The 23,298-nt window shown below is 56.8% G+C and carries 21 protein-coding genes; 6 read left to right on the plus strand and 15 right to left on the minus strand.

Annotated features, from left to right (window positions below; genetic code table 11):
* Positions 1-125: 125 nt before the first annotated feature.
* Positions 126-368, plus strand: coding sequence for a hypothetical protein (locus tag MON38_RS18445; protein ID WP_241937634.1), 243 nt, complete (start codon positions 126-128; stop codon positions 366-368).
* Positions 365-781 (plus strand): type II toxin-antitoxin system VapC family toxin, encoded by a 417-nt coding sequence (locus tag MON38_RS18450; RefSeq protein ID WP_241937635.1) that lies wholly within the window; start codon positions 365-367, stop codon positions 779-781. Before MON38_RS18445 ends, MON38_RS18450 begins: the two co-directional genes overlap by 4 nt.
* A 281-nt stretch (positions 782-1,062) precedes the next feature.
* Here MON38_RS18450 and MON38_RS18455 read toward each other — a convergent pair whose 3' ends face one another.
* Both MON38_RS18455 and MON38_RS18460 read right to left on the minus strand, forming a co-directional pair.
* Positions 1,063-1,845 (minus strand): hypothetical protein, encoded by a 783-nt coding sequence (locus tag MON38_RS18455; protein ID WP_241937636.1) that lies wholly within the window; start codon positions 1,843-1,845, stop codon positions 1,063-1,065.
* Complete coding sequence (locus MON38_RS18460) at positions 1,842-3,311, minus strand: AAA family ATPase (RefSeq protein WP_241937637.1); 1,470 nt, start codon at positions 3,309-3,311, stop codon at positions 1,842-1,844. Before MON38_RS18460 ends, MON38_RS18455 begins: the two co-directional genes overlap by 4 nt.
* Before the next feature lie 198 nt (positions 3,312-3,509).
* Between MON38_RS18460 and clpB the strand changes: the two genes are divergently transcribed.
* Positions 3,510-6,119: an ATP-dependent chaperone ClpB gene (clpB, locus tag MON38_RS18465; protein ID WP_241937638.1), complete on the plus strand. Its 2,610-nt coding sequence runs from the start codon at positions 3,510-3,512 to the stop codon at positions 6,117-6,119.
* Positions 6,120-6,260: 141 nt separating this feature from the next.
* Positions 6,261-7,322: a hypothetical protein gene (locus MON38_RS18470; protein WP_241937639.1), complete on the plus strand. Its 1,062-nt coding sequence runs from the start codon at positions 6,261-6,263 to the stop codon at positions 7,320-7,322.
* A gap of 147 nt (positions 7,323-7,469) precedes the next feature.
* Here MON38_RS18470 and MON38_RS22760 read toward each other — a convergent pair whose 3' ends face one another.
* The 5 genes from MON38_RS22760 to MON38_RS18490 form a co-directional block, all read right to left on the minus strand.
* A complete protein-coding gene (locus MON38_RS22760; RefSeq protein WP_277881567.1) occupies positions 7,470-7,682 on the minus strand; it encodes a PIN domain-containing protein in 213 nt (70 codons plus the stop codon).
* Positions 7,589-7,873 (minus strand): PIN domain-containing protein, encoded by a 285-nt coding sequence (locus MON38_RS18475; RefSeq protein ID WP_277881568.1) that lies wholly within the window; start codon positions 7,871-7,873, stop codon positions 7,589-7,591. The genes MON38_RS22760 and MON38_RS18475 overlap by 94 nt, the downstream gene beginning before the upstream one ends.
* Complete coding sequence (locus MON38_RS18480; RefSeq protein ID WP_241937640.1) at positions 7,873-8,094, minus strand: hypothetical protein; 222 nt, start codon at positions 8,092-8,094, stop codon at positions 7,873-7,875. Before MON38_RS18480 ends, MON38_RS18475 begins: the two co-directional genes overlap by 1 nt.
* A 319-nt stretch (positions 8,095-8,413) precedes the next feature.
* Positions 8,414-8,893 carry a hypothetical protein gene (locus MON38_RS18485; RefSeq protein WP_241937641.1) on the minus strand — a complete coding sequence of 160 codons (480 nt, stop codon included), beginning with the start codon at positions 8,891-8,893 and terminating at the stop codon, positions 8,414-8,416.
* 165 nt (positions 8,894-9,058) lie between these two features.
* Positions 9,059-10,045: a hypothetical protein gene (locus MON38_RS18490; RefSeq protein WP_241937642.1), complete on the minus strand. Its 987-nt coding sequence runs from the start codon at positions 10,043-10,045 to the stop codon at positions 9,059-9,061.
* A gap of 64 nt (positions 10,046-10,109) precedes the next feature.
* Between MON38_RS18490 and MON38_RS18495 the strand changes: the two genes are divergently transcribed.
* Entirely contained in the window at positions 10,110-10,715 is a 606-nt protein-coding gene (locus MON38_RS18495; RefSeq protein WP_241937643.1) for a HupE/UreJ family protein, read from the plus strand.
* Between the two features lie 279 nt (positions 10,716-10,994).
* The gene (locus MON38_RS18500) at positions 10,995-13,358 is read left to right on the plus strand and encodes a M1 family metallopeptidase (RefSeq protein WP_241937644.1); all 2,364 of its coding nucleotides are present in this window, start codon (positions 10,995-10,997) and stop codon (positions 13,356-13,358) included.
* Between the two features lie 235 nt (positions 13,359-13,593).
* Here the strand turns inward: MON38_RS18500 and MON38_RS18505 are convergent, their stop codons facing one another.
* The 8 genes from MON38_RS18505 to MON38_RS18540 all read right to left on the minus strand — a co-directional run bounded on the left by MON38_RS18505 (position 13,594) and on the right by MON38_RS18540 (position 23,269).
* A complete protein-coding gene (locus MON38_RS18505) occupies positions 13,594-14,259 on the minus strand; it encodes a cytochrome b/b6 domain-containing protein (RefSeq protein WP_241937645.1) in 666 nt (221 codons plus the stop codon).
* 24 nt (positions 14,260-14,283) lie between these two features.
* Complete coding sequence (locus tag MON38_RS18510; protein WP_241937646.1) at positions 14,284-15,522, minus strand: pyridoxal phosphate-dependent aminotransferase; 1,239 nt, start codon at positions 15,520-15,522, stop codon at positions 14,284-14,286.
* 82 nt (positions 15,523-15,604) lie between these two features.
* Positions 15,605-16,579: an N-acetylmuramoyl-L-alanine amidase gene (locus MON38_RS18515; RefSeq protein ID WP_241937647.1), complete on the minus strand. Its 975-nt coding sequence runs from the start codon at positions 16,577-16,579 to the stop codon at positions 15,605-15,607.
* Positions 16,580-16,630: 51 nt separating this feature from the next.
* Complete coding sequence (locus MON38_RS18520; protein WP_241937648.1) at positions 16,631-17,317, minus strand: hypothetical protein; 687 nt, start codon at positions 17,315-17,317, stop codon at positions 16,631-16,633.
* A gap of 237 nt (positions 17,318-17,554) precedes the next feature.
* Positions 17,555-19,243: a ribonuclease Y gene (gene rny / locus MON38_RS18525; RefSeq protein ID WP_241937649.1), complete on the minus strand. Its 1,689-nt coding sequence runs from the start codon at positions 19,241-19,243 to the stop codon at positions 17,555-17,557.
* Between the two features lie 133 nt (positions 19,244-19,376).
* The gene (locus MON38_RS18530; RefSeq protein ID WP_241937650.1) at positions 19,377-19,670 is read right to left on the minus strand and encodes a cell division protein ZapA; all 294 of its coding nucleotides are present in this window, start codon (positions 19,668-19,670) and stop codon (positions 19,377-19,379) included.
* Between the two features lie 39 nt (positions 19,671-19,709).
* Entirely contained in the window at positions 19,710-20,006 is a 297-nt protein-coding gene (locus MON38_RS18535; protein WP_241937651.1) for a hypothetical protein, read from the minus strand.
* A gap of 266 nt (positions 20,007-20,272) precedes the next feature.
* Positions 20,273-23,269 carry a M16 family metallopeptidase gene (locus MON38_RS18540; protein ID WP_241937652.1) on the minus strand — a complete coding sequence of 999 codons (2,997 nt, stop codon included), beginning with the start codon at positions 23,267-23,269 and terminating at the stop codon, positions 20,273-20,275.
* Positions 23,270-23,298: the final 29 nt, after the last annotated feature.

A 23,298-nucleotide genomic window follows, 5' to 3' on the forward strand; every position in this document is an offset into this window, starting at 1 on the left:
CGGCTGCTGCCTTCACATTTCCATCGCCCGCCCGCTGCCCGCGCCGCCAAGAGAAACTGAGGCTTCTGCGTAACTTAGCTTTAGAAGCGGCATCGTTTCACTTCGTCACTCAGTATCTGCCAATCATGACTACCACCCTCGTCTTAGAACCCACTAACGATTCCGACCTGCACTTGCTGCTGAGTCTGGCGCGGCGGTTGGGCGTGAAAGCTACTACTACGCCTCCGGTCACTGCTATTTCCGAGGAAGAGCGGCGGCAGCGCTTTTTAGCGCTAGCAGGTTCCTGGCAATCCGACGAAAGCGGGGATGAAATCAATAAGATGCTGATGGAATCGCGGCACTTCCGCGACCGCGATATAGAGTTATGAGCTACTATTTGCTTGATACCAACATATGCATTCATTTTACCAAAAACGAATACGGCATTGTCGAAAAGCTAGATAATATCGGTTTCGATAATTGCTTCATCAGTGAGCTGACCATTGCCGAAATGTTGTACGGCGTGGCCAACAGCGCCCCAACAAAGCAGGCTGCCAACCGGTTGGCACTAAATGGGCTGCGCACCGCCTTTGAAGGCCACATTTTGCTTATTGCGGACTGCTTCGAACACTACGCCGCCGAGAAAACCCGCCTACGCCGCGCCGGCCGCCCCGTCGATGATTTCGACCTGATGATAGGATGCACCGCCATCCGGCACGGCCTCACCCTCGTCACGCGCAACACTCGCCACTTTGCCGACATATCCGGCTTGGTGCAGGAAAACTGGATTGACAATCCGTAATCCCCCGCCCGCTGCCCCGCCGCTAGAACGATACTACAGCTTCTCTCCAACGGCAACGCCTCACCCCGCCCGCTGCCCCGCCGTTAGAACGATACACCAGCTTCTCTCCAACGGCCCCAACCACCCCCCGTCCGCTGCCCTCGCCGCTAGAACGATACCACAGCTTCTCTCCAATGCCCCCGCCTCAACCACCCCCCGCCCGCCGCCCCCGCCGCTGAAGAAAAGGGGGTTTCTTAGGTAGCTTGCTATGTGTCGCTGTTATCCCGGGTTATGTAACATTCTTACGGGAGTGTGAATTCAGTATATTGGCAGTATTCAAAGTCTGCAATGTGAGAAAGAAATTGCGTTAAATCGACAGACATAGATTGGCTTTGCTCATCAGGATTTCTTATGAAATAGACGTCTACTTTATTCATATGATTAGTGGCGTCCATGATACTGACAGGAGTTTTTGGACCTTTTCTTGGGCTTTGCAATACACCATTTTCAATATCTATAGCTTCAATATGCTTCTCGTATTCCCTAAACATCTCCGCGTTTAAATCAAGTCCATCAAATCCCGACTCTTGTATTTTGAACGCAACCTCATCTTTATTATAGCATACAATGCAAATATATTTTAGTTGCTCTACATCTTTGTACTTGTCTTTGAAGACATGCAAAGGAATTGACGAAGATATTTTGCTTATTGTATCCTTAATTTTTTCGTTAATTCCACCCTCATTAAGGCCTGCATCGATAGCTGATAAACTGCTTTTTAGCTCAATCATTATAAAATATAATGTTGTGCAAGAGAATATGGCTATAGTCTTGTCAACTGTCTTGACACCAGGAGGTAAAGAGAAAATGCAGTCCTCTACTTCTGTATCAATAAGCCAAGATATACTATCCTGACCTTTCTTGCAGACAGGAACATTTTCAAATTTTACTTTTCTTAATTTGGCTGTCTTCTTTCTTTCCTCTATTTCCACATCCGAATCATAATGAGTAAGGGGCATTATGAATTCAGAACTCTTCATCAAATCCTGAACTCGATTTCGATTTTGCAAAAACTTATTAATCATTTTTCCGATTCGAAAATATGGTTTTTGAGTACGGAAGAGATTTCTTTCATGCGGGTTTCCACTTCCTTAAATTCTTTAAAGAGTGTTCCATACGCTGTTATAGCATATTCTTTAATGTGAGAACCATCAAAGAAGTATAAACCGAAATCATTCTTTTTAAGGTCAAATTTAGAATCTAGCTCGCCCTGAATCTCTTTTATTTTTTCGAAAGCAAAACTGGTGGATTCCTTTAGGTGTGCTAAGTGCATGTAGTTATTAATAGCCTCTGACATTAGAGGGCTATGAGTAGTTATAAGTATACGATTATTGTTCATGCTAGCGAACTTCATCAGGATATTGATGAGTTTGATTTGGTTGGATGGGTGAAGATTCTCTTCGGGTTCGTCAATAAACAAAAAATTGTTTTTATCGTTAGCCCAATATTTGAAATAGAGGTATAGCGTTGCTAACTGATTCGATGATGAACTGGAAAGATGCATTTCTAGCTCTTGCCCTTCATGATGGCGCAATTTAAACTCAACTGGTGATAGGCCTGCATTTGCTTGGTGTTCTATATCGCCACCAATAAGCTCTCTTAATTCATCTAATAAATCTTTGTAATAATTGTTTGGTTTAGGCTGCTTGCCTAAGTCGAACATCTGCTTAACCAGTCTATTTAATGGTTTTGTAAAAGGATTGACTGGTTTGTTTTCGCTTACTACATTATCTGCAGTAATCTGACGTGTGCCATTCATTAAATCCAACTCGTCTTTAGCAGCAGTATAGACGTATTTGTAGTAGGCTGGAAAGAATGTTCTGTTTGCAGGTAAGAAAAAAGGTAAAAACCTTGAGCCAATTATACTATTAAATATAATCCTCTCAATTGACCTATTAATGCTTTTGTTTATATAGCTAGGTTCATTGTCATATGTAATTGAATATGAAGTGTATGTTGGGAATGCCTTTTGCAGATTTTGGAAATTAAAAGAATCCTCGAACCCGTCTATTTTTTCCTTTTTGAGCCTGATTTTAAAGCTATTTTTAGTCTTGATGAGTGAATAAGCTCTAGTTGTTCTCTCTTTTGAGATGAATATGAATAGCATTTTCTCGCCATAATGACGCACTGCGTCTGATATTTCCCCTCTTAAACTTAATTTTATATTATTAATTAAGTCGTTATCAGGTGATATGTTGAATGTTGTGGCAATGCTTTTGCTCTTGACCTGTGAGAGATACTCATTTTCCGCTGTATTCAGCATTTCATGAGTTATTTCTAACTCTCTATTGTGATTGTCTAAATCAAATGAAAAGTTAAGGGAATTCCCTTTGAACCCTTGTGGTTGCGTTTCGTAGTCAAACATGCTCCATAGTAATAATGAAGCATAAGTTTTGCCGCTATTGTTATAACCAACAAAAAGATTAACTCTTTTTGACAAATCAATTTCACCTGATTTTAGAGGTCCTAGATTTTTGAAATGAATCTTCATAAGACTAAGTTTGGTACAAATGTATGGCACATGCATTGAAATGAATGAATTGGCCCGTTCTGCAATAATGTCTGTATGTAGGCTCTTAAGAACCGAAATTCCCAGCCAAAAAGTCCGAAAAATCACTCTCGCACCCCGTTTGCTAGTCCTTTCGTACAAACTTCCTAACCCGAAGCACCTACTTAGAGACAACCCAACATGGACTTTAAAAACTTCACCATCAAGGCGCAGGAGGCCGTGCAGAAGGCCACCGAAATAGCCGGGGGCAACCAGCAGCAGGCCGTCGAAACGGGCCATTTGCTGAAGGGCCTCTTCCAGAGCGACGAAAGCGTCTTCTCGTTTCTGGCCAATAAGCTGGGCGCCAACCTCAACATCCTCACGCCGCGGCTCGATGCCATTGTGGCCGCCTACCCCAAGGTGAGCGGCGGCTCGCCCTACTTCGCCAACGACGCCGCTGCCGCCGTGCAGCGCGCCAACACGGCCATGAAGGACATGGGCGACGAGTTCGTGTCCGTCGAGCACCTGCTGCTGGGCATCCTCGGCGGCAAGGACGCCGTGGCCACGCTGCTCAAAGACACCGGCTTCAACGACAAGGACTTGAAGGCCGCCATCAAGGAGCTGCGCGGCGGGCGCAAAGTCACGAGCCAGAGCGCCGAAGACCAGTACCAGAGCCTGAACCGCTACGCCCGCAACCTCAACGAGCAGGTGCGCGCTGGCAAGATGGACCCCGTGATTGGCCGCGACGAGGAAATCCGCCGCGTGCTGCAAATCCTCTCGCGCCGCACCAAAAACAACCCCGTGCTGCTCGGCGAGCCCGGCGTGGGCAAAACCGCCATCGTGGAGGGCCTGGCCCAGCGCATCGTGGCCGGCGACGTGCCCGAAAACCTGCGCGACAAAGTCATCATGAGCCTCGACATGGGCCTGCTCGTGGCCGGGGCCAAGTACAAGGGCGAGTTTGAGGAGCGCCTCAAGGCCGTCATCAAAGAAGTGACCGACTCCGACGGCCAGATTGTGCTCTTCATTGACGAGATGCACACCCTCATCGGGGCCGGCGGCGGGGGCGAGGGCGCCATGGACGCCGCCAACCTGCTCAAGCCCGCCCTGGCGCGCGGCGAGCTGCACGCCATCGGGGCCACCACGCTCAAGGAATACCAGAAATACATCGAGAAGGACAAGGCCCTCGAACGCCGTTTCCAGGCCGTGATGGTGGACGAGCCCACCCTGGAGGACGCCATCAGCATCATGCGCGGCATCAAGGAAAAGTACGAGCTGCACCACGGCGTGCGCATCACCGACGACGCCGTAATTGCGGCCGTGGAGCTGAGCGCCCGCTACATCACCGACCGTTTCCTGCCCGACAAGGCCATCGACCTCATGGACGAGGCCGCCGCCAAGCTCCGCATCGAGTTGAATTCCATGCCCGTGGAGCTGGACGAGATTCAGCGCCGCATCATGCAGCTAGAAATCGAGCGCGAAGCCATCCGCCGCGAAGACAACCGCGACCGCGAAGCCATCCTCAGCAAAGAATTGGCCGAGCTGAACGACCGCCGCGACACCCTGAAAGCCCGCTGGGAAAGCGAAAAAGGCGTCCTCACCGGCATCCAGACCCAAAAGGAAGCCATCGAGCAGTTCAAGCTGGAAGCCGAGCAGGCCGAGCGCCAGGGCGATTACGCCCGCGTGGCCGAGCTGCGCTACGGCAAGATTCAGGAAGCCGAAGCCAAGCTGAAAGCCCTGCAAGACGAAGCCAACGCCAACAAAGACGGCGGCGCCATGCTCCAGGAAGTTGTGACCAGCGAGTCCATCGCCGAAGTGGTAGCCAAGTGGACGGGCATTCCGGTAAGCAAAATGCTGCAATCGGACCGCGAGAAGCTGCTGAACCTCGAAGCCGAGCTGGGCAAGCGCGTGGCGGGGCAGTCGGAGGCCATCGCGGCCATTTCCGACGCCGTGCGCCGCTCCCGCGCCGGCCTGCAAGACCCCAAGCGGCCCATCGGCTCGTTCATTTTCTTGGGTACCACCGGCGTGGGCAAAACCGAGCTGGCCAAGGCCTTAGCCGAGTATTTGTTCAACGATGAAAACGCCATGGTGCGCATCGACATGAGCGAGTATCAGGAGCGCCACGCCACCTCGCGCCTCATCGGCGCGCCTCCCGGCTACGTGGGCTACGACGAAGGCGGCCAGCTCACGGAGGCCGTGCGCCGCAAGCCCTACTCGGTGGTGCTGCTCGATGAAATCGAGAAGGCGCACCCCGACGTGTTCAACATCCTGCTGCAAGTGCTCGACGATGGCCGCCTCACCGATAACAAGGGCCGGGTGGCGAACTTCAAGAACACCATCATCATCATGACCTCGAACACCGGGGCCGACATCATCCAGAAGAACTTCAAGGAGCTCAACGAGTTCAACCACGAGGAGGTCGTCGACCGCACCCGCGACGAAGTGGTGGAGCGCCTCAAGCAGCACATGCGCCCCGAGTTCCTGAACCGCATCGACGAAATCGTGATGTTCCAGCCCCTCAAGCGCAAGGAAATCCGCAAGATTGTCGACATCCAGTTCAAGCAAATCCAGCAGCGCCTGGCCGAGGCCGGCATCCAACTGGAGGCCACGAACGAAGTGCTCGACTACTTGGGCGAATCCGGTTTCGACCCGCAGTTCGGTGCGCGGCCTTTGAAGCGCGTATTGCAGCGCGTGATTCTGAACGAGCTATCGAAGGACATCCTCTCGGGCCGCGTGAGCAAAGACGCCGTGGTAGAGGCCGTGCTGGAAGACGGCGCGGTGAAGTTCGAGAACGTGGAAATGCCGGCGGTGTAATTTGTCAAGCCGGTTTTGAATGGGAAAGCCCCGTTAGCGTTGTGCTGGCGGGGCTTTCCCACGTTTGAATGAAAAAGACTGATTTGTTATAGCTTTGAGTACAGGGTGAGGGCATCACCAAAGCTTAATTTAGAAGCGTCAATGGGAAATCAAACCAACCTCAAAGAGGCCTTATATGCATACCTAGATAGCGCGCAATTCGCTCATCTTGGATATGCATTGAAAAAATTAGGCTTTCATAATGAGAGTTTAAAAAATGATTATTTAGACAAGCTTTATCAAAAAGTATATGAAAAATTAAGGGAGTATAAATCCTTGGAAACAATTGCTTGGATTGTGTATTCAAATATACGAGAAGAGTTTGTATTTAAAAAAGCGAGTTTTGTTGACGAGTCTGAAGGTGTAGATGTAATTACCAAATACGTAATAAATGAGATAGATGCTGGCTATATTACAGCTACGGATATCTCAAGTTATGTATTCTGTCCTGCTAGCTACTGTATTAAAAAAAGCTTTATAGATGATGAGGCTACCATTGAAGCACAGATAGGAACGGGTTTTCATGAGTATAGCAGATTGGTTTACTATACTGATGCATCAAAACGCAGTTTAGTTTTTGGAGGAAACGTAATTGGTGACCAATATTATAACAAGGACAATCATTATTTCTTTGATGATTTGCGTAAATCAAAAATTGTGTACGCAGGGTATGATGCAAACAGTAAAAAATATTTTAAAAGCAGCAAAGCCAATTTCTTTGGTTCACCAAACTATATTTTTGCAAATGAGAATGGCCAGAATTATGTTGTGCAAGAGAAATTTAGAAACGCAAAGAAAAGGTCAAATATTCTGCGCAGTAGCCACAAAGCTCAAGTTGTTTCGTATATAAATTTTTTGGATTCAATCGACGCATTGTATGGGTATATTGTCTATTGGTATTACGTCGGCGAAGATGATTCCAAACGCATTAAAGAATGTATTGTATTCAAGGTAGAGAAAAGCGAGACAGATGAGGAGGAGATTCAAAGCGTATTTCAGGATGTCTCTTGGATTAATGAAGGGTTTGATTTGGAATTTGACCGTGATAAGTTGGATGCAAAGAAATGCGTTAATTGCGTTGTGAACAGGTTTTGTGGTCACAAAACAGGTAGATTTACACAAGTTTCAATCCCTTATGGGAAAGAATATTATGGGCTAATTTGATTAAGTTGCTATCCTCGCGCTAAGGCACGCCTGCGATAAACTTCAGCTACCCCGGCCGCGGCCGCCACGGCGGCGGGGCGGGGGAGATACACAAAAAGTCCTGTCAGCGCAATGCTGGTGGGGTTTTTATCGTTGGAAACCAATTTGTCAAAAGCTGCTCAGAAACTCCTGCAAGCTGACGACGGGCACCCGGGGAAACTCCAACTGCCTGAGCACCGCAAAGTGCTGGTCATTGGTGACCAAGTAATCGACGCTGGCGGCAATGGCTACGTCCACGAATTTATTGTCGTCGGGGTCGGCTTCGATGAGCTGCCATTTGTAACAGGCCTCCTGAAACGATGTATTGGGAGCCGATAGCAAGATTTCAACACATGAGCGGCCGTGCTGGCCGAGTAGTGACGCGTCAATATTTCATCGTACTCGGTTAGTATCTCGTTGCTGAGCACCCAATGAAATGCTTCAGTCGCAAATAGCTCATACAAGCGGTGGAAAGGGCTTTTGCGGTTGAGCGAAGCCAAGAGGCAGTTCGTGTCGATAACGGCCCGCCACATCAGGAAGGCTCGTTGAGCATCCGCTCATAGTCTTCAGCCGTGTAGCCGCGTTCGGTATCGATGCGTTCCACTTCGTCCAGCATCTTTCGCGATAAGTGCGCGACCATAACGCGTTGTAACTCCAAGGTTTCTTCATCACTCATGCCACGCTCAAACAGGCGGAGTAAGCGCACTTGAATGGGGGTAAGGCGGGTGGGCTGAGCGGAAGTATTGGGCGACATGTCGAACGGGAGCTTGGTAGTTGAAGCAAGATAACGCTGTCCACTCAAAAAATGGTGCCTGCCGCGCCGGCTAGTATTTTTGTCCCCAGCCGCTTCTCCAGCCTCCCCAGTTCCTTGGGAAGCCCCAAAAGGACTTTTAGGCCCTACCTGGGAGCTAAGTGAGCCCCAACAACTTTCGCGGCCTGCTTGGCTCTTGGGCACGCCCGCGAGAAACTCCCATTACCCCGGCCGCGGCCGCCACGGCGGCGGGGTGGGTGGAACGAAGAAACCAGCAGGGACATCTGGAAGCCTCGTCAGCGTCGTGCTGGCGGGGCTTTTTTTATCGACTCAGCATAGTTGTGCCCATCAGCATACGTTCTAATTGATTGTGCAATCGCCGCTGCGTGCGCTTGTTTAGAGGGCGTCGTTGTTCATAATCTCGGATGATTTTCTGCTCGGTATCTTTAGTGTTAGTGTTCCAGGAAAGTGGCCCAACCAGCGAAAGCGTAAGGGCAACGGGGGCACCAAGAAAGGTGGTGTAGGCGTAGTTATTGGGGGCAGTGGAGTTGCCTCCCAACATGTTATAACCCCCCATATCCATTCGTGAACCTGAGTAGAGTACGATTCCGATAGCGACTGGTGCCAGGGCAGTTACCCCTTTACCCCACTTGCGACCCCTGTGGAAAAGGGCATGTAGCGCCTGTAGCGTGTCTGCAGCCGTGAAAATTCGGTTACTTGTCATCGGTGCACTCAACATTTGGGCATCGCAATTCATACCAACAAGCGACAACAAGAGCAGTAAAAAGATGAAGCGCTTCATGACAAACAAAGGCTACTTGCAATGATTGTCTAATATAGTAAAAAATAATTATTTTATAAGAATTTGTTGCAGCTTTAGCACTACAGAGCCTGGAACACAGATGTGCTTGCAGAAAACGCCCGCTACCCCGGCCGCGGCCGCCACGGCGGCGGGGCCGCAACACCTCTAACGGCGACGACGAGCAGCCCGCCGCTCCAGCCGCTCGCGGTAGGTGCGGCCCGATGCCATGTGCTTGATTTTGAGCTGAGTGCGCAGCGCGGGCGGCAGGGGCGTGCCGGCCAGGTAGCTGGTGCGCAGGGCATCGAATTTGGCGTCGGAATACGGCGCGTTGTGAATGAACATGTACGCCACGCCGCCGGCCGTCAGCGCCAGCCCGAGGGCTACTTGTCCGGCGGGTGGGGCGCTGCTTTGGGGCTGGCCGTAGGGTGATGTCGAATTGTTGGTTTGGGTGGCACCCGTCATCAGGCGCAGGCCGGGCAGAGCCAGCAGAATGGGCAGCTGCCCGCCCAACCGTTTCGCCAAGAACAGTCCAAGCACGGCATCGAGCGTATCCTGCCGGGCATCGGCCAGCGCTTGCAGCGGAGCCGTTGCTGCCGGAGTCGTAGCCGTCGCTACGGGCGGCACGCTGGCCACCGGCGCGGCGGCGGGTTTGCCAGAACTGGGCATTGGCGGAACCGGCACTGGCGCGGCGGGCGCACCCTCCAGGGCCAGCAGTGGGTTGAGCGACGAGGCCGTGCCGTGTAGCGGCGCGAAGTTGCCACGCAGGCGGCGCTTCACGTCGGCCGGCAGATGGCCAGTGGCGGCCAGGTCGCGCAGTACGCGGTGCTCGCGCCCCCAGCCAAACTGGATGACCTTTTTGGTGCCCAGCAGCGCCAGCGCCGACCCAATAACCACGCCCGGCGTCCAGACCCCGGCGCTGGTGCTTTGCTGCGCCGGAATAATGGAAGCCGCCATGCCGGCTCCGCCAAATGCCAGCCAGCCAAACCCGCCGCCGCGCCGGCTCTGGAACAGCTCGTGCACAGCGCGGGCGGTGTCCTGGCGGGTGAGAGGGACGTTGGCGAAGTTGCTCATCGGGGCCGGGGCGGTTTGGGCGATGGCCGCCCCGTGGATAATCAAGCCGAATAGCAACAGAAGAACGTAGCGAATTTTCATAAAAAGTGGAAAGGGTAAATTTCCCGCCAAGTTACCAGACTTTTGCGGGGCTTTGCTTTTCCTTATGAGTGTTTTCACGACTTACCTCCAGCTCGGTTTCTTGCACATCTGCACGCCGCGCGCGGCCGACCACCTCACGTTTCTGCTGGCGCTGTGCGCACCCTACGTGCTGGCCGACTGGCGGCGCGTGCTGGCCCTGGTCACGAGCTTCACGGTAGGCCACTCGCTCACGCTGGCGCTGGCCACGCTGGGACTAGTGGCGTTCAAGCCCACCATTATCGAAGCGCTGATTCCGGTGACCATTATGATTACAGCGCTGTGGAATCTGCGCGGTGCGGGGGCGGCTACGGCGCGGCCCACGCTGCGGCCGGCCCCGGTGCTGGCGGCCGCGCCCAACGCGCTGGCCCTGGGCTTCGGGCTGATTCACGGGCTGGGCTTCTCGAACTATCTGCGGCAACTGCTGGGCGCCAATAGCCGGCCGGTGCAGGAGCTGCTGGCCTTCAACGTGGGCGTGGAGCTGGGCCAGGTGCTCATCGTGGCAGCTATTCTGCTGCTAGGGGCATTGCTGCTGCGCGGTTTCGGCGTGGCCCGGCGCGACTGGCTGCTCACGATGAGCGGTGCGGCCTTGGGTATTGCCGTCCTGCTGCTGGTGCAGCTGCTATGGCCGTAGGGGCGGGGGAGAGCCGGGAGGTGAATCAGAGAACGAAAAAGAACGTCATGCCGAGCGCAGCCGAGGCATCTCGCGTGCCACCACTAATCAAACACGGCTTCACGATTGAATCACGGCCACACGCAAGATGCCTCGGTTGCGCTCGGCATGACGTTTCGATGGCTCTTCCATTTGCCCCTTGTTGCCGACCCGCTGACACTGCCGCAACCTTGCCGTAACTTTAAGCGACCTTATCGGTCGCAAATTTCTAATCTGATTTTCCCACTTCACGCTTTTTCTATGCGTCGTCTTTTATTCGCCGGTCTGGTGCTGGCCGTGGCGGGCCGGCAGGCCGCCGTGGCCCAGAACACCAATTCGGGCACCGACAAATTTGCGCAGCTCGAAACGATGCTGCCCACGCCCAACAGCTACCGCACCGCCAGCGGCGCGCCCGGCACCGACTACTGGCAGCAGCGCGCCGACTACGACATCAAAGTCACGCTCGACGATGCCAAGCAGGCCCTCACCGGCCGCGAAACCATCACCTACACCAACCTCTCGCCCGATGCGCTGCCCTACCTCTGGGTGCAGCTCGACCAGAACATCTTCGAGAAAAACTCCATCGCCAACGCCACCCAGGTGGGCCAGCTGCAGGACAAGATGACGTTCCAGGCCGTGGAGGGCATGACCTCGAACTTCGACGGTGGCTTCAAAATCGAAGCCGTGACCGGCAAGGACGGCCGCGCCCTGCACACCGTGACCAACAACACGATGATGCGCGTGGACCTGCCCACGCCGCTGCTGCCGCGCCAGTCGGTGTCGTTCAGCGTGAAGTGGCACTACAACATCACCGACCAGTACAAGCAGGGCGGGCGCAGCGGCTTCGAGTACTTCGCCGATGACAAGAACTACCTCTACGAGATGGCCCAGTTCTACCCGCGCATGGCTGTGTATTCGGATAACCAAGGCTGGCAGCATAAGCAGTTCCTCGGCAACGGCGAATTCACGCTGCCTTTCGGCGACTACAAGGTGAGCATCACCGCGCCCGCCGACCACATCGTGGGTGCCACCGGCACGCTGCAAAACGCCGCGCAGGTGCTTTCGGCTACGCAAATGAAGCGCTGGGAGCAGGCCAAATCAGCCACCAAGCCCGTGCTCATCGTGAGCCAGGACGAGGCCGTGAAAAACGAAAGCAGCCGCGCCACCGGCACCAAAACCTGGACCTTCGCCGCCAAAAACGTGCGTGACTTTGCCTGGGCCAGCTCGCGCAAGTTCATCTGGGATGCCATGCAGATTAAGGAAGAAGGCAAGCCCGTGATGTGCATGAGCTACTACCCCAAGGAGGGCAACCCGCTCTGGGGCCAGTACTCGACGCAGGTGGTGGCGCACACCATCAAAACCTACTCGAAATACACCATCCCGTACCAGTACCCCGTCGCCATTTCGGTGCACGGCCCGGTGGGCGGCATGGAGTACCCGATGCTGTGCTTCAACGGCGGCCGCCCCGAGAAGGACGGTACCTACTCGCAGAACACGAAATACGGGATGATTTCGGTGATTATCCACGAAGTGGGCCACAACTTCTTCCCCATGATTATCAACTCCGACGAGCGGCAGTGGACGTGGATGGACGAGGGCTTGAACTCGTTCGTGCAGTTCCTGACGGAGCAGGAGTGGGAGCGCAACTACCCCTCGCGCCGCGGCGAGCCCCGCAACATCGCGGCCTACATGGCCACGGCCGACAACCTGCAGTCGCCGATTATGATTAACTCGGAGTCGGCCCTGCAATTCGGTAACAACGCCTACGGCAAGCCCGCCACCGCCCTGAACGTGCTGCGCGAAACGGTGATGGGCCGCGAGCTGTTCGACTACGCCTTCAAGACCTACGCCAAGCGCTGGGCCTACAAGCACCCCACGCCCGCCGACCTGTTCCGCACCATGGAAGATGCCTCGGCCGTCGACCTCGACTGGTTCTGGCGCGGCTGGTTCTACACCACCGAGCACACCGACATTGCCCTGGAATCGGTGAAGAGCTACAACGCCAGCACCCGCAACCCGCAGATTGAAAATGCCCGCCTGCAGCAGCAGAAAGCCGCCGCGCCGCAGTCCATCACGGCCCAGCGCAACGCCACCGACATTCCCAAAACGCTGGTGGACGAAAAGCCCGAGCTGAAGGACTTCTACAACAACTACGACCCGCTGGCCGTGACGCCCGCCGACCAGCAGCGCTACACCGCCATGCTTAACGGCCTCACGCCCGAGCAGCAGCAGCGCCTCGGCGACTCGCAGAGCAACTTCTACGAGCTGAGCCTGCGCAACGTGGGCGGCCTGGTGATGCCCGTCATCGTGCAGATGACTTACGCCGACAACACCCAGGAAATCCAGACCATCCCGGCCGAAATCTGGCGCAAAAACAACGCCCAGGTTACCAAGGTCATCGTAACCAAGAAGCCCGTTATCAGCTTCGTCATCGACCCCTTCCAGCAAACGGCCGACACGGATTTGAGCAACAACGCTTTCCCGCGCCAGCCCGCGTCCTCACGCTTCGAGCTGTTTGAGCAGCAGCGCCCGCAGGCCCCCGCCAACCCCATGCAGCAGGCCGCCAAAGCCTCGGCCAGCCCCATGCAGAAGCTGGAGCAGAAGCCCGGCAGCAGCGGGAATTAATCGCGCCATCTGTCATTGCGAGTGGAGCGCAGCGGAACGCGGCAAACGAAGTTCAGCGCAGCTAATCCTTCCTCTCAATACAGAAATCCTGATAATGTGAAAAGCCCCGGCACTGCGCAGTGCCGGGGCTTTTTGCTGATAAGAATTGTGCGTCAAAAAAAGGCTTTGTCGCGTCTCAAGGGTTTCTGCATCGAGGGGAAGGATTGCCGCGCTACGCTCGCAATGACAACTGCCTCTAAGCTTTCGGCTGGATATTCGGGGCCTCGCCGCCCACCATGCGCGAAATCAGCCCGTGGTCTTCTTTACTCTCGGCCCACACCACGCCCACCACGTGAATCAGGATGAAGCCGATAATCAGGTACATCGTCACGTTGTGAATTTCCTCGGCGGTGTGGTGAATGCCTTTCAGCCACGACACGTCCTCGAATACCAGAATCAGCCCGGTGCACACCATGATGGTGATAAAAAGGTAGAACAGCGCGTAAGTAGTTTTGGCAAACAGAATTTTGCCCGCCTTGCTTTTATCCGCCGGCGGAGCCAGGCGATAGCGACGCAGAATCTCCATCAGCCGCGCCGAGAAGCGCAGATTCGAGGGCCCCGTGAGCTGCAGGCCCAGCCGGAAAACCCACAGCGCCACCAGCGTCCAGCCGAAGTAGATGTGCCACGCCCAGATGCGCTCGCTGATAATATGCGCCAGCTCGCGCGCCTGCGGCACCGAAACCTCCTTGCCCGACGACTGCAGTTCGGGTACCGCCGTCTTAGCCTTCACAATCACCTTCTGAAACAGAATGGTCATCAATTGCAGGCTAATCAGCAGCGCGTTGGCCCAGTGCCAGAAGCGCAGCGGGCCGCGGTAGTCTTTCACGGGTACTTCGACGGCGGGGGCAATGCTCGTGTCCATTCAGAATTAAAAAGAGATTAAAAACTAAGAAGCAATGGCAGCTTCTACGAAGGCTGCGGGCGCTGGTTCCACGCGGCCGGGATATTCGAGCAGCGCCTGTGCCAAACAGTCGAAAGCCGCCGCCAGGTCGGTCTGGTTGATGACGTAGGCCAGGCGCACTTCCTGCCGGCCCAGGCCCGGCGTCTGGTAGAAGCCGTTGGCGGGCGACAGCATCAGCGTCTGGTTGTTTAGCGTAAAATCTTCGAGCAGCCACTGGCCGAAAGTTTCGGCATCATCCACGGGCAAGCGGGCCACCACGTAGAACGCCCCGCCCGGCACCGGGCACGTCACGCCGGGCATGGCGCGCAGGCGACGCACGGTGAGGTCGCGGCGGGCCTGGTATTCGGCCCGGGTTTCGTCGAAGTAGGTACTGGGCAGGTCGGCAGCGGCTTCGGCGGCAATCATCTCCAGCACCGGCGGGCAAATGCGCATCTGGCCAAAGTGGAACGCGGCCTGCCACACCTCGGGGTTGCGCGTGACGAGCGCGCCCACGCGGGCCCCGCAGGCGCTGTAGCGCTTCGAGATGGTATCGAGCAGTACCACGTGCTCTTCGCCACCTTCCAGGCTCAGGGCGCTGGTGGCCTGCGCGCCATCGTAGCAGTATTCGCGGTAGGCTTCATCGGAAAGCAGGTACAAGTCGTGCCGTTTGCACAGGCCCAGCAGGGCGTCCAGCTCGGCCCGCGTGTACACGTAGCCTGTGGGGTTGCTGGGGTTGCAGATGAGCACGGCGCGGGTGCGGGGCGTAATCACGGCCTCAAAATCGGCCAGCGGCGGCAGCGCAAAACCGTCCTCAATATGGGCCGTGACGGTGACGATGTGCACGCCCGCCGCAATGGCAAACGCCGTGTAGGTGCCGTAGAAGGGCTCGGCGATGATGACTTCATCGCCGGGGTTCAGGCAGGTGAGCAGGGCAAACAGAATGGCCTCGCTGCCAGCCGTGGTCACCAGTATGTCGTCGTAGCGCGCCGGAATGCCGGCCCGCTGGTAGTAGGCTTCGAGCTTGCGGCGGTAGCTCTCGGTGCCCGCGCCGGGCGCGTAGCCGAGCACGGCCACGTCGGCGGTGCGCACGGCTTCCAGCAGGGCGGGGGGCGTCAGCACATCGGGCTGGCCGATGTTGAGCGGGTACACGGTTTTGCCCTGGCGGCGGGCAGCCTCGGCGTAGGGCAGCAGTTTGCGAAACGGCGAAACGGGCATGTCCTGCCCACGTTGGGATACTACTGGCATAAGAATCAAACGGTAGGGCCCGGCCGCCTCCAATACGGCCCGCCCTTACCCATAAAAGCTAAAGTTAACGGCCTACGGCCGGTTACAAGCACTTCTTATACAGATTGTATAGAATGCGGTTGTCGGCATCGGTCAACGGCCCGTTCACGTTCTGCTGAATAAAGTGGAGCTTAAACGCCCGAATGGCCGCCGGCAAATCGCGCGTGTCGTAGCCGATAATGCGCAGCGCCTCGCGCGGATTGAATACCGTAATCGGCCCGTTCAATCGGGCCAGTTGGGCGTCAACCCGGCTGGTATCGACGGGCAGGGGAGTAGTCGGCGCGGTGTCGTCGGTTTCGGGCAGGCGCGGCGTTAGCAGGCGGCCGGCCAGCGCGGCGGCGCTGTCGGGCCCGAAGGGGCTGGGTAGCGGCCCGGCATCGTACCACAGCCCGAAGCCGCTATCCGCCAGCCGCTTCCAGGGGAAGCGGGCGCTGGGGTCGTTTTTGCGGCTGGGCGCAATGTCGGCGTGGCCGATGAAGTTGGCGGCGGGAATTCCGTAGTCCTTTTTCAGCCCCGCCAGAATGTGCAACAAGCTGGTAATCTGGGCCTCGGCGAAAGGCTCGGTGCCGTTGTTATCCAGCTCAATACCGATGGAGCAGGAGTTCAGGTCGGTGTTGTTGCCCCAACGCGCTACGCCGCCATGCCAGGCGCGCAGGTAGTCGTTCAGCATGTGGTATACCCGGCCATCGCGCCCAATCACATAGTGCGCGCTTACCTGCGTGCGCGTCAGCGTGAAGGTTTTCAGCGTTTGCGCCGTCGAATCCTGCGCCGTGTGGTGAATGACGACGTAGTTGGGCTTGCGCAGGTTGAAATTGGTGGTGCCCACCCAGTATTTGCCCAGCAGGCTGTCGCCGCCCGGCGTGGGCGGCGGCGTGGCGCGCAGGGCGGCGGCGTAGGCCTTCACCTGGGCTTTGTACGACTTGTTGGTGAGGGCGTAAGGATTTTTAGCAGTAGTGCAGGCGGCCAAGGTACCAATAGCCAGCAGGCCCAAATAGTCAAAGGGGAAGCAACGTTTCATCGCCGTGAAAGTACGTCGGCAAGCCCGCTGCAACCATGAAAAAGGCCATTATTATGGCTGCGGGGCCCGTTTGGAAAGCCGGTGTGGGTAGAATACCGCCCCAAAGCTGACGAATAAGCTATTGTCAAACACATTGCGGGTCGAATAGTCCGTTGCGCGCCGGCTGCTACAATCAACCGACAAACCGGCCGCCACCTGGAACTGCAGACAGTTGAAGCGGCCGGCATAAGGCCCCATGCGACCAAAAACCATGGGCTCCAGCCGTAGCGTAGAAGCCGGCCCCAGCGCGATTCCCCGGTCGCTCAGCTCATCGAAATGCACTTGGGTGAGGCGCGACGCAACCCCCACACTGCCAATGCGTCGCTGGTACATCGCATATGCCTCGCCGAATATTTTCCGGTATTGCCCATCATACTGCCGATAGGTGACGACCGACGAAGACCCGAATAGCCCAACATCGCGAAAACCGCGCTGGTTGTGGCCCGCGCCGCCGCCCACCAGCGCCCCCACCACCCAGTACTCGCGCAGCGGCCAGTAGCCGCCCACGGCGGCCTCAAACTGCTTCACCCGAAAGTAGATGCTGTCGTTCTGGTCTTTTTTCAGACTGCCGGCTGCTCGCACCAGCACGTGCGATAACGGCGAATAAGCCACCGCCCCCTCTACCCGGGTGTTGACGTGCAAGATGGCCGACACTTCGGCCTCACCCTTGGCGCGGATGCTTGGTGCAGCACAATGCATCGGCGCGTACAATGCGCAGCTCGCCAATGAGCCCGCACCAAGTAGCGCAATATAGGTAACCAAACGGTAGAGTAACCTCATAATTAGTGAGGAAAAAGCCAGCGTTTATAACTGCCGGGCCGTGGAAAGGAGCGGTGAAAATACAGGCTTACCGCTAAAAAAGAAGCCCCCGCAACTTTCGTTGCGAGGGCTTCTTAAGGCTCAATCAAAGGCGCAAGCTGAAGCGTGCGCTACAGCTTACTTGGCGTACGCCACGGCGCGCATCTCCCGAATCACGGTGATTTTAATCTGACCGGGGTACTGCATTTCCTTCTCGATTTTCTGCGAAATCTCGAAGCTCAGCTCGGCGGCGCGCTCGTCGGTCACGTTCTCGGCGTCCACCATCACGCGCAGCTCGCGGCCGGCCTGAATGGCAAAGCACTGGTTCACGCCCTTGAAGCCGTTGGCGGTTTCTTCCAGTTGCTTGAGGCGCTTGATGTAGCTTTCCATCATCTCGCGGCGGGCACCGGGGCGCGAGCCTGAAATGGCGTCGCAGGCCTGCACCAGCGGTGAAATCATGGCCGTCATCTCAATCTCGTCGTGGTGGGCGCCGATGGCATTCACCACGTCGGGGTGCTCTTTCCACTTCTTGGCCATCTCCATGCCCAAAATGGCGTGGGGCAGCTCCGGCTCCTCGGTGCTCACCTTGCCGATATCGTGCAGCAGGCCGGCGCGCTTGGCTTTCTTCACATCGAGGCCCATCTCGGCCGCCATCGTGGCGCAGAGGTTGGCCACTTCGCGGCTGTGTTGCAGCAGGTTCTGGCCGTACGATGAGCGGAAGCGCATGCGGCCCACCATCTTAATCAGCTCCGGGTGCAGGCCGTGAATGCCTAGGTCGATGATGGTTTTCTCGCCGATTTCGACGATTTCCTCCTCGATGTTCTTGCGGGTTTTCGCCACAATCTCCTCCACGCGGGCCGGGTGAATGCGGCCGTCCTTCACCAGCAAATGCAGCGAAAGGCGAGCAATTTCGCGGCGCACCGGGTCGAAGCCCGAGATGATGATGGCTTCCGGCGTGTCGTCCACGATGATTTCAACCCCCGTGGCGGCTTCCAGCGCGCGGATGTTGCGGCCCTCGCGGCCGATGATTTTGCCCTTCACGTCGTCGCTTTCAATGTTGAAAATCGACACGCAGTTCTCAATGGCATGTTCCGACGCAGTGCGCTGAATCGTCTCCAGCACAATCTTCTTCGCGTCCTTAGTGGCCGTCAGCTTGGCCTGGGCCACGGTGTCCTTCACGTAGGAGCTGGCTTGAATCTGAGCTTCGTTTTTCAGCGATTCTACCAGCTGCTCGCGGGCTTCGGCGGCGGTGAGGTTGGCAATGGTTTCGAGCTGGCGCTGCACCGAGTGCAGTTGCTCGTCGGCCTCGCGCTGCTTGTTTTCCAGCTCGGCCATCGTTTCCTCGTGGTCGAGGCGGCGCTTTTCGGCCTGGGCTTCGAGCTTGTCGCGCAGCTGCTGGGTGTCGGCCTGGTTTTTCTCGCGGATGCGCTCTAAATCAGCCTCTTTCTTCTGCAATTGTTCCAGCTGACGCTGGGTGGTTTCGGTGAGCAGCTTGATGCTTTGCTCCTGCTCATTCACGCCCTGGCGGCGCTCGGTCAGCTCCTGGTCGAGGGCCTGCTTGAGGCGGCGGCTTTCCTGGTCGAACTCGTTGCGCAGCGTCTTGAACTTGTTCTTCGACTGCTCCAGGCGCTCGTCGGCCTGCTTGATTTTTTCATCGCGAAGGCGGGTGCCTTTCTCCTCCGCGTCGCGGAGAATTTGCTGGGCGCGGGCCGTGGCCTCGCCTTCGTGGTCGAGCCGGGCTTTGCCGGCCAACTGCCTGCCTACCAGGATGCCCGCCACCAGGGCGACCACCGCCGCAATCAGGCAGTACATTATTAAAGGGGTCATATAGATTATGGTTTTTGAATGGGTTCAACACCATAACCGGAAAGAACGATTTTGCCCGGGCCGGGCGGTAGCGGCCGATTGCCGCGCCGCCCAGCCGGGCCAACGAGTATGTGCGGTGCCCGCGCGAGCCGTCTTAGCTCGTGAGCACCACGCCGGATAGTAGCTCGTCGAAACGAGCCAGCCGTTCGGTTAGCGCCGCATCGGTGCCATCCTTTTCCTTGCTCACTTTCAATTGGTCGGCCATTGTGGCCAAGGCAATCATGGCCAGCAGGTCCTGTTTATCCTGAATGCCGTAGCCTTCCCGGAATTCGCGCAGCTTGTCGCCCAACAGGCGGCCGGCCAGGCGCAGCCGTTCCTCATCCTGCACGTCAACGCGCATGGGATAGTCCCGGTCAGCAATTCGGATTTTAATGGCTAATTCGCTCATGGGGCGAAAGTTAAGGCAGTGGGGTGAGGGTCGTTCGGTTTAGTCTCTCAAATAGGCAAGACACTTGTCCAGTTCGCGGATGTATTCGTTGAGGCGCAGTTTAAGTTCGTTGGCGTGGGTGGGTTCCCCAGCTATGGTGTGTACAAGTTTAACAATATTTTCCTGGTTTTGGCGCTCCTTCAACTGCCGGTCTTTCTCGCGCAGGTCGCCCCGCAGCTGCTGAACCGTGGTGTTGGCGTCGGCCAGCTCTTCGCGCAATTGCTGATAGGCAGCCACTAAGGTGGTAATCTGCCGCTCGAGGCGGTCGAGTTGCGCAAGCTGTTGAGAAGAGGCCACGGGCAGGTAATTTTTTGCGTGAAGATAAAGCGGCGGGCCGAAAGCTACGCTTTACCCGGCACTTGCTCGCGGCTTGTGCCTCAGAGAGGTTTGATTTTGGTGCTGGCTTATGGGAAGATAGCCGGATGAAAAAAAGAACGTCATGCTAAACGAAGTGAAGCATCTCTACCGCAGTGGTAAATCCAGTCGATTGGATTACGCTCGTGGTAAAGATGCTTCGCTACGCTCGGCATGACGTTCAACAGTTCGTCAGGCTAAAAGCTGGATTAGCTTTTCTTGGTCTTGGTTTTCAGCTTGCCGCCATCTTCGGTTTTGATTTTGGTCTTGTCATCAACCACCGGCGCGGCCGGCGCCGGGGCTGGCGCCGCCGCCACCACGGGCTTGCCTTCCAGGTCGAGCTGCACTACGGGGTAGCCCAGGGCCTGCAACGAGGGCAACTGCTTCTCGTCGCCCACTACCACGATGTACATTTTATCGGCCGGCAGGTTCTTTTTGGCCGAAGCCTGCACGTCTTCCTTGGTCAGCTTCTTCAGAATGTCGCTCTGCTGCTGCACGTAGCTTGGCTCGAGGTTGTACTCCACCAAGCGGGCCAGGAAGCCGGCTTTTTGCGGGCCGGTTTCGTAGCGCAGGGCATCGCTCTGGCCAATCGACGACTTGGTAAAGGCCAGCTCTTCGTCCGAAATACCGTTGGGGTAATTGGTGATTTCGTTCATGAACTCCTTCACCGAGGCGGCCGTGGCATCGGCGCGCACGCCGGCCGAAGCCGTGAACGGGCCGGCGTAGCGGGTGCTGCCGTAGCCCGAGCGGGCGCCGTAAGTATAGCCTTTGTTCTCACGCAGGTTCAGGTTGATGCGCGAGTTGAAGGCGGTGCCGAGCACGTAGTTGGCCAGCGTGGCCTGGTAGTAGGGGCCGGTGGCGTCGTAGGGCATGGTGGTGAGGTAGCCCACCCGAATTTCAGACTGGGCCGCGCCCGGCTTGTTCACGAAGTATATCGTGGTTTTGTCGGGCTGTACGCCCGTCACATCGGTCGGAATGGTCACGTCTTTCTTGGCCCAGTTGTTCAGGAAACCCAACTGCGAGTCAAGCGTCTTCTGGTCCACATCGCCCACCACCACGAGGTAGCTCACGTTGGGCGCGTAGTACTTGTTGTAGAAGGCCTTCACGTCGTCGAGCGTCAGGCTGCCCACCGAGGCAGCGGTACCGGCCACGGCGGTACCGGCAATGTTGCTGGTGCCGTATAGCAGGCGGTTGTAGGTGAGGTCGGCAATCACGCCCGGCTGGGTGGCAAAGTTGCCAATGCCTTCCAGTTGCTGTTTCTTGAGGCGGGCAAAGTCCTGGGCATCGAAGCGGGGGTGCAGCAGGCGCTGTTCCAGCAGCGCCATGGTGGCGGGCAGGTTGGCGGTAAGAGTCTGCACGTTGACCACGGTTTCGTTGTCGTCGGCACTAACGCTGACGCGCGAGCCCAGCTTTTCGAGGGCGGCACTAAACTGCTCGCCGGTGTATTTCTCCGAGCCTTCGTTCAGCAGGCTGGCCGTGAGTTGGGCAATGCCCGCTTTCTCCGGCATGGCCTGCTCGAGGCGGTGGCCGCCGCGGATGGTGAGGCGCATGGTTACGGCCGGAATTTCGGTGTTGCGCGTGCCCACCACTTTCAGGCCGTTAGCCAGCGTTTCCTGATAGAGCACCGGCACTTTTACCACCGGGTTGCCGCTCGACGCAGGCTGCTTGTTGCGGTCGAACGAGTCGGTCGCCTTCACATATTTCAGGCCGGCATACTCGTCTTTCGGCGCGGTGTAGCCCGACTTGTCAAGGGTGAAGTTATCAGGCTTAGCCGCCGCTACGCCGCCCGTTTTGGGGATAACGCTCAGAATAACCGCGTGCTTGCCCTTGAGGTACTTCTCGTACACGCGCTGCACATCGGCCTTGGTCAAGGCCTTGAGCTCCTTGCTCTCAACGGTGATGTAGTTGGGGTTGCCGAAGTAGGTCTGGTTGGCGGCCAGCTGGCTCACCTTGCCGCTCACGCTGGCCAGGCTGTTCACGCGCTGGGCTTCTACCTGCGCCTTGAAACGCTGCAGGTCTTCGTCGCTCACGCCGCGCTTCTCAAACTCGGCAATGGTGTTGCGTACGGTGGTTTCGAGGCTGTCGAGCCCCTTGCCGGGAAACGCCAGCGCCACAAAAGTCAGCTGGCCGCCCAGCTCCGAGCCGCGCTGGTAGGACTGGGCCTGCACCGCTTTCTGGTTCTTGACCAGGTTTTTATACAGCAGCGAGTTTTTGCCGCTGCCCAACAACTGCGCCAGTGCCGTCAGGGGCAGGTCGTCGGGGTGGCCTTCGGGCACCGTCGGAAACACCATTTGCAGCATCGGGAACCGGATGTTATCCGAATAGCTCACGTAGCGGTCGGTGGGCAGTACCGGTGCCGCGTATTTGGCCTTGGCCACGGCCGGGCCGCGCTTGATGGGGCCGAAATATTTCTCCACCATTTTCACCACTTCGGCCGGCTTCACGTCGCCGCCCACCGTCAGGGTGGCATTGTTGGGGCCGTACCAGCGCAGGAAAAAGTTTTTCAGGTCGTCCACGTTCGACCGGTCCAGGTCTTCGAGCGAGCCGATAACCGACCAGGAGTAAGGGTGGCCGTAGGGGTAGAGGGTGCGCCCAATGATTTCGCCCGACTGTCCGTAAGGGGCGTTGTCGACGCGCTGGCCGCGTTCGTTCTTCACCGTCGAGCGCTGAATCTCAAATTTCTTCTGGCTCACCGCGTCGAGCAGGAAGCCCATGCGGTCGGCCTCCAGCCACAGGCCCGTTTCGAGCTGGTTGCTGGGCAGGGTTTCGTAGTAATTGGTGCGGTCTTCGTTCGTCGAGCCGTTCAAGCTGCCGCCAGCGGCCGTCACCAGCTTGAAATGCTGCTGGTCGCCCACGTGGTCGGAGCCTTGGAACATCATGTGCTCGAAGAAGTGGGCAAAGCCCGACTTGCCAATCTGCTCACGGGCCGAACCCACGTGGTAGGTCACATCGACGTGCACCAGCGGGTCGGAGTGGTCTTCGCTCACGATGAGCGTGAGGCCGTTGGGCAGCACGTACTTCTCGTAAGGAATGACGAGCTGGCCGGGCTGCTTGGTCACTTTCTCGACGAGCTTGGTGCCGCCGGGCGTAGTCATCAGGGCCGCAGTTTTAGCGGCTGGGGCTTTGGTGGCTGGCTTCTTCTGTTGGGCAAAGCTGGCCGTCGTAATCAGGGCCAGGCCCAGGGTTGACAGGAAACGAAGATTCATTCTTGAAGAAAAAGAGGAGTTAGTGGAAG

The sequence above is a fragment of the Hymenobacter cyanobacteriorum genome (assembly GCF_022631375.1).
GTDB classification, from domain to species: domain Bacteria; phylum Bacteroidota; class Bacteroidia; order Cytophagales; family Hymenobacteraceae; genus Hymenobacter; species Hymenobacter cyanobacteriorum.